Here is a 12,067-nt window from a genome sequence, read left to right on the forward strand (position 1 = left end):
TCGGTCCGCTCAGGTGAAGTCAAAGAACGACTTCACTGGTCGGCTCTCCGAGGCACAGGATGTGCTAGTCCCGCCAACCACAAGACGTGGCGTCTTAGGCGGGCAGCGCTTGTCGGGGCTGTTCGAGGCGCTTGCGCTTTTTGTTTTTATTTTATCGCTTTGTGTTCTTTGATCACTCGGAATGAGTGAAGTTCGTCGTCCTCAGGGCCTTGTACAGGAAGGCCAGCTTCCCTGTTTGTCTTGATATACACTAGATTTTCTTTCGTGATAATTTCACCTGGGATGAAGATTGGGATACCTGGAGGATATACCATTACGAATTCGGCAATGATTCGTCCCTCTGATTCTTCTACAGGTACCACTTCTGTATCAGCGTAAAATGCATTTCTTGGTGTTAAAGCCAATAATGGAATATCAGGCAACATCACCTCTGCATGGACCTTCGCAGCGAGGTGGTGGAATTCCCTTGAAAGTTCACGCATTGCAGCTACAAGAATATCTGCTTCTTTTTGTGTATCACCAGGTGTGATGAGACAAAGGATATTATACAGATCAGAAAGTTCCACTTCAATATTATATTTTTCGCGAAGCCAATTTTCGACATCATATCCTGAGATATTTAAATCCTTGATGCTGATGAGCACTTTTGTCGGATCAAAATCATAAGTCGCATTTGTACCAAGCAGGTCCTCACCAGGACAGTAAAGATGCTCGATCTCGTTTATCTGCTCACGAATCCATTGAGCCAATTTGATCGTCTTGTCAATAAGGTCTCTTCCTTCAATTGCAAGTCTCCTCCGAGCCGTATCCAATGATGCTAGCAACAGATAAGAGGTTGATGTGGTCGTCAGCATGCTGATGATCGATTGGACACGCTTGGCAGAAACCAGGCCTTCCTTTACATTCAGTACGGAGCTTTGCGTTAATGACCCACCAAGCTTGTGCACGCTTGTAGCAGCCATATCGGCTCCTGCCTGCATGGCGGAAAGCGGAAGGTCCTCATGGAAGTGAATATGCACGCCGTGCGCCTCATCCACTAGTACCGGAACATCATATGAATGAGCGATCTCGACAATCCTTTTTAAATCGGCAGCAAAGCCAAAGTAGGTTGGATTAATGACTAGCAAACCTTTTGCATCAGGGTGCTGTTCAAGTGCTTTTTCAACAGAGTCTGTTGATATGCCGTGAGAAATGCCTAATTTTTTATCAATCTCCGGATGAATAAAGATCGGAATCGCTCCGGAAAAAACAATTGCAGACATGATCGATTTGTGTACGTTCCGCGGTACGATGATTTTATCGCCAGGGCCGCAGACAGTCATTATCATGGTCATGATGGCACCGCTTGTTCCTTGTACGGAGAAAAAAGTATGGTCAGCACCGAATGCTTCCGCCGCCAACTCCTGCGCTTGTTTGATAATCCCTTTCGGTGAGTGGAGATCGTCTAGTGGGCCGATATTAATCAAGTCGATCGATAGCGCATTTAAACCAATAAAATCACGAAACTCAGGATCGATTCCGCTGCCTTTTTTATGTCCTGGTATATGAAACTGGATCGGATTCTTTTCTGCGTGCTTTAACAAGCTAGTGAATAGTGGTGTTTCGTATTGGGACAATGGAAGATCACACCTCTTTAGTCTATTGGATTTCCTTTTTAAAGGTTATGATTATTTTTCGGCTAAAAAAATAAAACAAATGCATTATAGCACTAATCGGGATGTTTGCAAAGAATTACAATATTCTCTTAAAGCAAATAGGAAGAATGTCACTTATAATAGAAATGGAAAAAACAAGCGGAGGAGTGGAAAAATGAACTGGAGCACGAAAGTGACGAACCTGTTAGGAATACAATACCCGATTATCCAGGGAGGGCTCGCGTATCTTGCCTATTCTGAGCTTGCAGCCGCAGTTTCAAATGCAGGTGGGCTAGGGCAGATCACGGCGATGTCCCTTCCCGATCCTGAGGCGCTAAGAAAAGAAATACATAAAGTGAAAGAGCTTACTGACCAGCCATTTGGAGTAAATTTTGCGATCGGACAGCATGGAAGATCTTTTTCCCGTTTTTTGGATGTCGCCATTGATGAGGGTGTGCCGGTCATCTCGATGACAGGAGGCAACCCGGCACCCATTTTTGAACAATTAAAAGGAACCAATGCAAAAAAACTTGTCCTAGTCGCTGCTAAAAGGCAGGCACAGAAAGCAGAAGAGCTCGGTGCAGATGCTGTGATCGTGGTCGGGCAGGAAGGCGGGGGGCATCTTGGGAAGAGTGATATCGGCACAATGGTGTTAATCCCAGCTGTAGTAGATGCCGTCCGCATCCCAGTTATCGCTTCAGGGGGAATTGGAGATGGAAGAGGATTGATGGCAGCACTAAGTCTGGGCGCGCAAGGAATTGAAATGGGAACGCGTTTTATTGCCACAAAGGAATGCGTCCATGCGAACGAGTTATACAAGCAAAGGTTAATAGAAGGAACCGAGAATGATACGATCGTGATAAAAAGAACACTGGGCATGCCAGCAAGAGCGATTGTCAATCCATTAACAGAAAAGATCCTCGAAATAGAGAAGCAAGGTGGAGGATATGATGAATTGAAGGAACTGATCAGTGGAGCGGCAAACCGTAAATACATTTATGAAGGAGACAAGGAGAATGGTTTAGGCTGGGCTGGCCAGGTGATGGGCTTGATTAAAGATTCTCCTTCAGTCGCTGAGCTTTTCGATAGGATGATAAAAGAAGCAGAAGCAATCAGAACAGTTTTTGGAAAATGAACTTCCGCTCCGCTTGCTCTTGCTGTAAAATAACGATACAATCGATTAACAAACGAGACTGACAGGGAAGTAAACCTGGTACAGTGAAAAAGCAGGTGAGCCGATGGAATACCAATATCCAATTGATTACACATGGTCAACCGATGAAATGGTCGACGTCATCCACTTTTACGAGTGCATTGAAAAAGCTTATGAAAAAGGGATCGATCGCGACACTCTGTTGCAAGCTTACAGACGTTTTAAGGAGATCGTCCCGCAAAAAGCAGAAGAAAAGAAGCTCTTCAAGGATTTTGAAGAAGTAAGCGGGTATGTATCATACGAGGCCATTAAAGAAATGAAACAAAATGAGAGCGGTCAAAAGATAAAAGTCGCACCGAAAAGATAATCGAGTGGAAACCAAGAAAGAGCCCAAGAAAAAATGGGCTCTTTCTTGCATAAGATCGTTTTTCAGGCGTTTTTCTTGGTTTAAGCGATTTTATATAGGGGTAATGTTTCTTTAAATACAAACTCTATTTTCGAAAGCAGTTCCTTCCCACTTAACTTGATAGCTTCCTCGCGTGGAATGGTTAATCCACAAAGGATTTCTGCTTTTTTTACAGTTTGGAGACGCTTGAACATCGACAGAAGTTCTTCTTTGGAAAGTTCGCTATGCTGGATGGCTTCTGGCTTCATATGATCGCTGGACCAAAAGAAATTGTTTGGAGTACGAGTAAAAATGGATTCAAGATCCTGCTCCAGTTTTTTTCCGATGGCCGCCTTTGCAGGAGCTTCGTAAATCACCGCGAACCAGACAAATACATGTGTTTCCCAGAGGCCAATCTGGAAATGTGGCTGCATTTTATATCCTCTTGGATTGCTGGAAAAAGCGACCCAAGTATCCTTAGGAGGATTCTTTGTTCTTCTAGCATGTTTGGCGACATGAACATGCATTTCTTCCCCGGCCATAGTGGAAAGCGTTGGGCCGAAGTGCTGGCCAAGTTGATCTAGCTTTGGGCGAATCTGGGATTTTAAGGCCTCCATACGTTCATCGAGACCATCGATTTGAAAAACATCGAAATCTGCTTGTTCGAATCCTTGAAATGTCAATTTAAAAACCTCCTAGTCCTTTGTCGAATATTGTAGCAAAAGTGTATGAAAAATTGAAGCGAATGGCCTTTTCGGAGACCTGGGTAAACGCACATATTTGTACCATTGGCAAATGCTATTTCATAAAATGAATAAAAATCGAAAAGAATCGAGGAGGGAAAATAAATGAAACAACTCATAAATTCAACAAGAATAAAAAGTGGTGAGCTACAGCGAACAGCTGTCCTCCGTTTGGAAATGGATTATGAATTAGCGACACTTTTTGAGGCGATGGAAGACTCCGATAAACCGAAAATGATGGAATGCAAACAGAAACTGGAAAGAATTAGACAAGAACTAGTACGTTTAGAGGCTTTATAATCAGGGAAACTCAACAATACTGCCCCCTTTTCCGAACTCCTTTTAAGCTAATGGAGTTCGTTTTTTCTGGTTCTGAGCTCATGTATTCGCTTGACAAGGGAAATCCTAATACTTGATGAAAGGGAAGCAAATCCGATAAGCTATAAAAGATTCCTCATAAAAATGAAAAAATGAATCGAGGGAAATGGAATGGAATGGAACTTAAAAGAAATCGATACATACGCAAAAAAGTGGATCAGAGAAGCTGGCGATCATATCAGGGCTTCCTTTTCAAAGACGTTGAATGTGACCTCTAAGTCGAATCCAAATGATCTTGTGACGGATCTAGACAAGGCAACAGAGCAATTTTTTATCAAAAAAATCAAAGAAACATACCCTGACCATAAAATAATCGGTGAAGAAGGCTATGGAGATAATGTTACCGACCTGACAGGAACAGTCTGGATCATAGACCCGATCGATGGAACGATGAATTTTGTCCATCAGCAGCGGAACTTTGCGATTTCAATCGGAATTTATTTTGATGGGGAAGGATTGATCGGCCTCATTTATGATGTCGTCCATGATGAGCTTTACCATTGTATAAAAGGCAATGGCGTTTATTTAAACGAAAAGCCCATTCCGAAACTGACGGAAGCAAAGATCAGCGAAGCAATCATTGCGCTTAACGCTACATGGGTAGCGCCAAATAAACGGATCGATCATCAATTGCTGCTACCCCTCGTAAAAGATGTTAGAGGAACCAGATCATATGGTTCAGCAGCGATGGAAATGGTTTATGTCGCTACTGGGAGAATTGATGCTTATATAACTCCACGGCTAGCACCATGGGATATTGCAGCAGGAATCATCATGATCAAGGAACTAGGCGGCAAGGCAACCAACCTCAGAGGGGAAGAAGTGGATATACTGAAACAGAATTCCTTGTTTGCTGCAAAACCTGGGCTTCACGGTTATATTTTGCGAAACTACTTAAAGGATGGAAAATGGTGAACCTCGTTTGTGTCGATATGGCGGAGATCGAATTCCTTCTTATTCCATTCAATCCAAATATTAACATTTTTAATCGCCAGGAAATAGGTAATGAGAACCAGTGTATTTTGCACTGGTTTCTTTATTGTAGGTGATGGGGGGAAATCGGGTTATTTTGACAGGTTTGGGGTGGAGGAGGGAAAAGTTGTCAAGAAACTGCCCTCGAGTTGCTTGTCTAGTGTCGCTGCCCAGAATGCAGAAACTTCAACTGCATTTCTGGGCAGCCGTTTTAATTTTTCGTTTCGGTCAGCCCTCCGAGGCACAGGACATGGGTTATAGAAGACGGCAGGGCTTGTCGGGGCTGAACAAGGACTTGCGTTTTTCTTGCTTAAAGCTCTCCTGCTTCTCTCATCTTCTTTTTTTTCTTAAAGCCGAATCCCATAACAAGCACGAGTGCGATGGCACAGCCGATCGCTCCGGCAGCGCTTCTTTCTGCGATTGCAATACCGATACCGATCATGCATGAAGCGGCCGCAAATGCGAAAAATAGTAATGGCCATTTAATCTGCTGCAAATTGATTCCTCCCATTCGACTATGATACAAATAATAATATATTTTATTGTACATTAAAATGCGTATCGGTTTCTACTTTAATTGTGATATAATATATAAGTTATGTAAAAAGCCAATAGATAAATTTATTAAAGGCAGGGTGACTTTGTTGAAATTAAGAGATGATATTAGAAATATAGCGATCATTGCCCACGTTGACCACGGGAAAACTACTTTGGTTGACCAGCTTCTAAAGCAATCAGGCACATTCCGTATTAATGAGCATGTCGAAGAGCGTGCAATGGATTCAAATGATTTGGAAAGAGAACGAGGAATTACCATCCTCGCGAAAAATACAGCTATTTCCTATAATGATACACGAATTAATATTTTAGATACACCTGGACATGCTGACTTTGGCGGCGAGGTAGAGCGTATCATGAAAATGGTGGACGGCGTCTTGCTAGTTGTTGATGCCTACGAGGGTTGCATGCCGCAAACGCGCTTTGTTTTAAAGAAAGCACTGGAACAGCATTTAACACCAATTGTTGTTGTAAATAAGATTGATCGCGATTTTGCGCGACCTTCAGAAGTTGTGGATGAAGTACTGGACTTGTTCATCGAACTTGGAGCAGATGAAGATCAGCTTGAGTTCCCAGTTGTATATGCATCTGCGATCAATGGAACAGCGAGCCTGGACCCTGAAAAACAGGATGAGGACATGAAGGCCTTGTATGAGTCAATCATTGACCATATCCCTGCTCCAATTGATAATCGAGACGAGCCTCTTCAATTCCAGGTAGCACTTCTTGATTACAACGACTATGTCGGCAGAATCGGAATCGGACGTGTTTTCCGCGGTACGATGAATGTAGGCCAGCAGGTAGCGCTAATGAAGCTTGACGGATCTGTAAAACAATTTCGAGTTACGAAGATTTTTGGTTTCTTCGGCCTAAAACGTCAGGAAATCCAGGAAGCTCATGCAGGTGAACTTATAGCATTATCCGGAATGGAAGACATTAATGTCGGAGAAACAGTATGTCCTTTCGATCATCAGGATCCACTGCCTATTTTACGGATTGATGAACCAACCCTTCAAATGACCTTCCTTGTCAATAACAGTCCCTTTGCAGGCCGTGAGGGAAAATACTTGACTTCGAGGAAAATTGAAGAAAGACTTCGTGCACAGCTTCAAACGGACGTGAGTTTAAGAGTAGACAATACCGATTCACCTGATGCCTGGATTGTTTCAGGCCGTGGAGAATTGCACCTGTCGATCTTGATTGAAAATATGCGCCGTGAAGGCTATGAACTGCAAGTATCAAAGCCAGAAGTTATAGTAAGGGTAATTGATGGAGTAAGATGTGAACCAGTAGAGCGAGTTCAAATTGATGTACCAGAAGAACACACAGGATCCATCATGGAATCGATCGGTGCACGCAAAGGCGAAATGCTTGATATGATTAATAGTGGAAGCGGCCAGGTTCGCTTGATCTTCAATGTGCCAGCGCGCGGACTTATCGGATACACAACAGAATTCTTAACGTTGACACGCGGATATGGTATCATTAATCATACATTCGACAGCTATCAGCCAATGCTTCAAGGCCAGGTAGGCGGACGTCGTCAAGGAGTGCTAGTGTCAATGGAGTCCGGCAAGTCATCTACTTACGGAATCATGCAGGTAGAGGATCGCGGAACGATTTTCGTAGATCCAGGTACTGAAATTTATGAAGGCATGATCGTTGGCGAGCACACACGTGAAAATGATATCACCGTTAATATCACGAAGGTAAAGGCAGCAACGAATATTCGTTCTGCAAATAAAGACCAAACTTCTGTCATCAAGAAACCAAGAATTATGACTCTTGAAGAATCATTAGAATACTTGAACGATGATGAGTATTGCGAAGTTACACCAGAATCAATCAGACTCCGCAAAAAAATACTTGATAAGAACGAGCGTGAAAGACATGCCAAAAAGAAGAAATTCGCTGATGCTTAAGTAAGTAGGGGGAAGAAGGATGGATGTAAGCCAGAGATTATCATTTTTTGCAGCGTTATTCAGGGTAGATGACAATCCGACAGTTGGAATGTGGATGCTATATCTCACCATTGCCGCTTTGAGCATCCTCGTTTACAAACTTGGATTCGCACAGAAGCTGCCGGTACTTAAAAGTATTATCATCTACGTATTTTTATTACTGGGCTCTACCGTTCTGACCTTCCTTGCTATTTTTCTTCCTATCACGGAAGGACTTGTCGTTGCTGCGCTCATCCTGATCATATACAAACTCAGGCTGCGCGAGCATAAAAAAACAGAAGCAAATCTTAAATAGGAGTTGAGGATATGAAGTCACTCCAGGATGCTATTTATAATTGGCTGACCATTAAAATTGTCAGCGATGCCCGTCCAGACGATACTGCAGCCGCAGATACTACCCAATTGTTCGAGCAGATTCTTGCCGATGAACATCATGTTGACTCAAAAGAGCTAAAACGGGACGCTCTGATGTATTATGTTACAGTTGTGCAAGATGGAAACACAAAAGAGTACCGTTTTCCGCGTGACCTGATCGAAGTAATGCTTGATCAAATCAGCCAGGAACCCGATAAATATATCACCTATCCAGTAGAAGACTAAAAAATCCGCCAAATGCTTGGCGGATTTTTGCTTTAAATCTGTTCCTGGGTCTCATACGAGGCTTCACTCAAAATCACCAGTCATCTTTTTCTACTCGGCTGCGATATAATTTGAAATTTCCAGTCGCAATTCGGTTGTTGGTTTTTTCGGCGATACGCTCATGGCAGATTTCACACATATATGTATGGATCGGGCGGTTACGAAGCCTTTTCGCCTGGAGGGTGTCACTGTTGATATTTTCGATTTTGTCGCATAATACACACTTGACTCTCATACTTGCACCTCTTATCAATCGTTAGCTTCCCTAGCCTATTTGAGTTTGGATTATATTATAGTATATCATTGTTTACAGCCGGTAAAAGGGGAATCGTTTGATTTGCCCCAAAATAACGGTTCGTAGTACTATTATGATAGGTTAAGGAGGATGGATATGGCAAATCAAGTAGAACCTAAGCTAATTAAACCATTGGTCGATATACTTCAAAAAGAACGTTTTGTCACCTTGGCGACAGTGGATCATGAAACCGGCGGTCCAAATGTCAGCGCAATTTCATGGGTGTTTGCAAAGGACGAAGAGACCATTTATTTCGCAATCGATAAGCGCTCTCGAATCATCGAGAACATAAAAACCAATAACAAGGTGGTCATGAACCTGATTGCGAATGAATCTACCTATTCAATCAGTGGAACAGCAAGCATCAAGCAGGAAAAACTTGAAGGAGTCCCGTTGAAGCTGGCGTTGGTTGAGATCCATATCAACGAAGTCAGGGATGTCATGTTCTATGGCTCGAAAATCGTCGCAGAACCTCAATATGACAAGACATATGATAAGGATGCAGCAGCACGTCTCGATAAGCAAGTAATGGAAGCCATGAAAAAAGCTTAGTCAATTGACTAAGCTTTTTTCATGGCTATTTATGGTAGTTCGATTGTTTCTGCTGATCCTTTTCCAGCTGTTTTTTCTCGCCCTGGTCCAGTCTCTTTTTCGGTTCTTCCGTTGGACTCTTCGTTTGTGGATCGATCATGTCTGCGGGAACCTCTGGCATGACTCTTCCGGTGATATCCGCTAATTCATTAAGGATTCCCATGATGGGCTGTCCACTTTGAATATCTTTTCCGATTTCCTTTAATCTTGCAGTGATGTCCGGGTCAGCGACAACCATTGCGGTGGCACCATCCGGATCTTTTTTTAATGCCTCGGCAACTGTATACTTAACCGTATCCACTTCTGACCGCTCCATATTATCGTTTACATCGATTCCGACTATAGCATAACGGCCAATTACTACTGCAGCAGCATCATCAACATCTGGAATAGTGGTTGTCAAATTTACTAGGTGACGCGAAATCTTCTGTCCGGATTGGCGGTCAACCCCTTCAACTGTACTATTCTGCACCTTTACCCTCTGATTATTGTCGTTATCATTTGCCCTATTTTGCCCATTGCATGCCGTCAACAGCAAAACTAACGAAATTGCTGTAATGAATTTTAACATCATGAAATCCCTCCGGATCGTTATTCTGCAAAATCCCGTTAAAAGAAGTGCTCAAAGGTTATTGTGCGAAATATCTTCTATCTTTATTCAGAAAGTCATATATTTTACCAAAGTCCCGGTCAAGGCTGTTAACTAGGCCGAAGTCGAGATCAAGAAGGCGGGAGGCATCAATTTGAGTAAAATATACGTACTGGATACAAACGTCTTACTACAGGATCCGCATGCGATTTTTTCGTTTCAAGACAATGAAGTTGTCATACCTGCTGTTGTTTTGGAGGAAGTGGATTCAAAGAAAAGATATATGGATGAGATAGGGCGTAATGCACGCCATGTTTCAAGGCTGATAGATGGGATGAGAGAAACAGGTAAGCTCCATGAAAAAATCAATCTGGAGGGAGGTGGGACGCTGAGAATCGAACTGAACCATCGATCCTTCCACCAACTGCAGGAAATATTTGTTGAAAATACCAATGACAATCGAATATTGGCAGTCGCTAAAAACCTCAGCCTTGAAGAAGATACGAAAGAGAATGGCAAGACAGTAATTCTTGTCAGCAAAGACGCGTTAGTCCGGGTAAAAGCAGATGCAATAGGATTAGTCGCAGAGGATTTCTTGAGCGACAGGGTAGTTGAAATGGACCATCTTTATTCCGGCTATGCAGAAATATACTTAGAAATTGAATTGCTAAACCGTTTTTATGAAAAAGGAGAAGTGGATATCTCTGAATTAAACGGTCAAAATTTTTTTTATCCTAATCAGTTTGTGATCATGAAAGACATACTAGGAAGTTCTGCATCCGCAATCGGGATGATCGATCCTAAGAAGAAAAAAGTAAAAAAACTTGTTTTTGAGCATGAGGGGAAACAAATTTGGGGAATCAGACCGAGAAATGTTCAGCAAATCATGGCCATGGAATTGCTGTTACGGCAAGACATGCCTTTGATTACATTGATCGGCCGTGCAGGCACAGGCAAAACGCTGCTTGCATTGGCAACCGGTTTGCTTCAGACGGAAGACTTGAACCTTTTTAATAAGCTGCTTGTCGCAAGGCCGATTGTGCCTGTCGGCAAGGATCTTGGCTTTTTACCAGGCGAAAAACAGGAAAAGCTCAGGCCATGGATGCAGCCAATTTATGACAATCTAGAGTACCTATTCAATACGAAAAAACCTGGTGAACTCGATGCAATCCTCGCAGGAATGGGGTCAATCGAGGTCGAAGCCCTTACCTATATTAGAGGAAGAAGTATACCGGATCAGTTCATTATTATTGATGAAGCACAAAATCTAACCAAACATGAGGTGAAAACGATCTTGACGAGGGTTGGGGAGCGAAGCAAAATTGTTCTGATGGGTGATCCTGATCAGATTGATCATCCGTACCTAGATGCATATAACAACGGGTTGACATATGTTGTGGAGAAGTTCAAGGACCAGCAAATTTCTGGTCATATACAGCTCGTTAAAGGAGAAAGATCGCCTCTAGCCCAGTTGGCTGCTGATCTATTGAAATAAGCGTAAGTACCAAACAAAATGTAAAAAAACGGGCATCCGATTGGATGTCCGCTTTTGTCTCTTTTCATCATTCGACAATAAAGCCGGAAACATTTTTTATTGGATGATCTTTATTGGACCCGTCCTGGTAATATACATGCACTGGTCCATCTTCTCTTAATGGTTTGCCGTCCTTTGAAAAACCAAGGATGATCCCGTAAGCCTCTTCGATAGAAAGAACTGCCTGCTCGTTTTCACCGTACTCAATTACCACATTTTTTGCCCCTGATTCGGGTTCAGCGTTTTTAAGAAATGGTTGGAAAGGGATGCCGAATGTACCTGTTAAGACTTTTTCTTTCTCGAATTTCACTTCCGTTTTAAGCGTTGGCGGATAAACAGCCCCCTCCATAATTTCTCGGTCCCATTGGTTGGATATTGCTTTTGTGTACCTTTCAATCGCATCTTCGTTTTCTTGTTTTTTGGTAAAATATGTATTTAAATCTGCTTTTCTGTCATCGAAAATCCATACGCCAGGGTCTAAAGTGATGTTAAATTTGACTTTACCTCGAATAAAAATAATGGATACCATAATTTCCTCCTGACTAGATCGGTATTTTTACACACGCTTTTCTCAAAGAATAAGAAGGTTTAAATTTCTTTGAGAATTGTCTAGCTCCAGCGCCTAGCCCCTCGAG

15 protein-coding genes are annotated in these 12,067 nt (G+C 42.6%); 9 read left to right on the forward strand and 6 right to left on the reverse strand.

All coding sequences use genetic code 11. The annotated features are described in order from the left end of the window. Positions 1 to 146: 146 nt before the first annotated feature. On the reverse strand, positions 147 to 1,616 hold the full coding sequence (locus tag UB32_RS14890) for an aminotransferase class I/II-fold pyridoxal phosphate-dependent enzyme (protein WP_044395021.1): 1,470 nt from the start codon (positions 1,614 to 1,616) through the stop codon (positions 147 to 149). Positions 1,617 to 1,809: 193 nt separating this feature from the next. Here UB32_RS14890 and UB32_RS14895 point away from each other — a divergent pair, with 193 nt between their 5' ends. Both UB32_RS14895 and UB32_RS14900 read left to right on the forward strand, forming a co-directional pair. Continuing rightward, on the forward strand, positions 1,810 to 2,769 hold the full coding sequence (locus UB32_RS14895; protein ID WP_044395023.1) for an NAD(P)H-dependent flavin oxidoreductase: 960 nt from the start codon (positions 1,810 to 1,812) through the stop codon (positions 2,767 to 2,769). A gap of 103 nt (positions 2,770 to 2,872) precedes the next feature. After that, a complete protein-coding gene (locus UB32_RS14900) occupies positions 2,873 to 3,154 on the forward strand; it encodes a UPF0223 family protein (RefSeq protein ID WP_044395025.1) in 282 nt (93 codons plus the stop codon). Between the two features lie 80 nt (positions 3,155 to 3,234). On the opposite strand, the gene UB32_RS14905 is transcribed toward UB32_RS14900, so the two are convergent. Next, complete coding sequence (locus tag UB32_RS14905) at positions 3,235 to 3,855, reverse strand: YktB family protein (protein ID WP_044395027.1); 621 nt, start codon at positions 3,853 to 3,855, stop codon at positions 3,235 to 3,237. 165 nt (positions 3,856 to 4,020) lie between these two features. On the opposite strand from UB32_RS14905, the gene UB32_RS14910 reads away from it, so the two are divergent. Both UB32_RS14910 and UB32_RS14915 read left to right on the forward strand, forming a co-directional pair. Further along, the gene (locus tag UB32_RS14910; protein WP_044395029.1) at positions 4,021 to 4,215 is read left to right on the forward strand and encodes a hypothetical protein; all 195 of its coding nucleotides are present in this window, start codon (positions 4,021 to 4,023) and stop codon (positions 4,213 to 4,215) included. A 189-nt stretch (positions 4,216 to 4,404) separates the two neighbouring features. After that, entirely contained in the window at positions 4,405 to 5,208 is an 804-nt protein-coding gene (locus UB32_RS14915) for an inositol monophosphatase family protein (RefSeq protein WP_044395031.1), read from the forward strand. Between the two features lie 367 nt (positions 5,209 to 5,575). Here UB32_RS14915 and UB32_RS14925 read toward each other — a convergent pair whose 3' ends face one another. Then, the gene (locus UB32_RS14925) at positions 5,576 to 5,761 is read right to left on the reverse strand and encodes a DUF5325 family protein (protein ID WP_044395036.1); all 186 of its coding nucleotides are present in this window, start codon (positions 5,759 to 5,761) and stop codon (positions 5,576 to 5,578) included. A gap of 148 nt (positions 5,762 to 5,909) precedes the next feature. Here UB32_RS14925 and typA point away from each other — a divergent pair, with 148 nt between their 5' ends. The 3 genes from typA to UB32_RS14940 are packed head-to-tail and all read left to right on the forward strand — an operon-like array spanning position 5,910 to position 8,384. Next, a complete protein-coding gene (typA, locus tag UB32_RS14930; protein ID WP_044395039.1) occupies positions 5,910 to 7,745 on the forward strand; it encodes a translational GTPase TypA in 1,836 nt (611 codons plus the stop codon). A gap of 19 nt (positions 7,746 to 7,764) precedes the next feature. After that, positions 7,765 to 8,079: a YlaH-like family protein gene (locus UB32_RS14935; RefSeq protein ID WP_044395042.1), complete on the forward strand. Its 315-nt coding sequence runs from the start codon at positions 7,765 to 7,767 to the stop codon at positions 8,077 to 8,079. 11 nt (positions 8,080 to 8,090) lie between these two features. Further along, positions 8,091 to 8,384 carry a hypothetical protein gene (locus UB32_RS14940; RefSeq protein WP_044395044.1) on the forward strand — a complete coding sequence of 98 codons (294 nt, stop codon included), beginning with the start codon at positions 8,091 to 8,093 and terminating at the stop codon, positions 8,382 to 8,384. 73 nt (positions 8,385 to 8,457) lie between these two features. Here the strand turns inward: UB32_RS14940 and UB32_RS14945 are convergent, their stop codons facing one another. Then, the gene (locus tag UB32_RS14945; RefSeq protein ID WP_044395046.1) at positions 8,458 to 8,658 is read right to left on the reverse strand and encodes a YlaI family protein; all 201 of its coding nucleotides are present in this window, start codon (positions 8,656 to 8,658) and stop codon (positions 8,458 to 8,460) included. 156 nt (positions 8,659 to 8,814) lie between these two features. Here UB32_RS14945 and UB32_RS14950 point away from each other — a divergent pair, with 156 nt between their 5' ends. After that, positions 8,815 to 9,270, forward strand: a complete 456-nt coding sequence (locus UB32_RS14950; RefSeq protein ID WP_044395048.1) for a pyridoxamine 5'-phosphate oxidase family protein — start codon at positions 8,815 to 8,817, stop codon at positions 9,268 to 9,270. A gap of 25 nt (positions 9,271 to 9,295) precedes the next feature. Here UB32_RS14950 and UB32_RS14955 read toward each other — a convergent pair whose 3' ends face one another. After that, positions 9,296 to 9,883 carry a YhcN/YlaJ family sporulation lipoprotein gene (locus UB32_RS14955; protein WP_044395050.1) on the reverse strand — a complete coding sequence of 196 codons (588 nt, stop codon included), beginning with the start codon at positions 9,881 to 9,883 and terminating at the stop codon, positions 9,296 to 9,298. A 169-nt stretch (positions 9,884 to 10,052) separates the two neighbouring features. Here UB32_RS14955 and UB32_RS14960 point away from each other — a divergent pair, with 169 nt between their 5' ends. Continuing rightward, positions 10,053 to 11,393, forward strand: a complete 1,341-nt coding sequence (locus UB32_RS14960; RefSeq protein ID WP_044395052.1) for a PhoH family protein — start codon at positions 10,053 to 10,055, stop codon at positions 11,391 to 11,393. A 67-nt stretch (positions 11,394 to 11,460) separates the two neighbouring features. Here the strand turns inward: UB32_RS14960 and UB32_RS14965 are convergent, their stop codons facing one another. Continuing rightward, complete coding sequence (locus UB32_RS14965) at positions 11,461 to 11,961, reverse strand: hypothetical protein (protein WP_044395054.1); 501 nt, start codon at positions 11,959 to 11,961, stop codon at positions 11,461 to 11,463. Positions 11,962 to 12,067 lie beyond the last annotated feature (106 nt).

The organism is Mesobacillus subterraneus, from assembly GCF_000934845.1.
GTDB classification, from domain to species: domain Bacteria; phylum Bacillota; class Bacilli; order Bacillales; family Cytobacillaceae; genus Mesobacillus; species Mesobacillus stamsii.

Bases quoted from the DNA above. Each gene is read 5' to 3' on its own strand.
- UB32_RS14910 (WP_044395029.1), top strand. From the start codon at position 4,021: ATGAAACAACTCATAAATTCAACAAGAATAAAAAGTGGTGAGCTACAG.
- UB32_RS14935 (WP_044395042.1), top strand. From the start codon at position 7,765: ATGGATGTAAGCCAGAGATTATCATTTTTTGCAGCGTTATTCAGGGTA.
- UB32_RS14955 (WP_044395050.1), bottom strand. From the start codon at position 9,883: ATGATGTTAAAATTCATTACAGCAATTTCGTTAGTTTTGCTGTTGACG.
- UB32_RS14950 (WP_044395048.1), top strand. From the start codon at position 8,815: ATGGCAAATCAAGTAGAACCTAAGCTAATTAAACCATTGGTCGATATA.
- UB32_RS14895 (WP_044395023.1), top strand. From the start codon at position 1,810: ATGAACTGGAGCACGAAAGTGACGAACCTGTTAGGAATACAATACCCG.
- UB32_RS14940 (WP_044395044.1), top strand. From the start codon at position 8,091: ATGAAGTCACTCCAGGATGCTATTTATAATTGGCTGACCATTAAAATT.
- UB32_RS14900 (WP_044395025.1), top strand. From the start codon at position 2,873: ATGGAATACCAATATCCAATTGATTACACATGGTCAACCGATGAAATG.
- UB32_RS14965 (WP_044395054.1), bottom strand. From the start codon at position 11,961: ATGGTATCCATTATTTTTATTCGAGGTAAAGTCAAATTTAACATCACT.
- UB32_RS14945 (WP_044395046.1), bottom strand. From the start codon at position 8,658: ATGAGAGTCAAGTGTGTATTATGCGACAAAATCGAAAATATCAACAGT.
- UB32_RS14915 (WP_044395031.1), top strand. From the start codon at position 4,405: ATGGAATGGAACTTAAAAGAAATCGATACATACGCAAAAAAGTGGATC.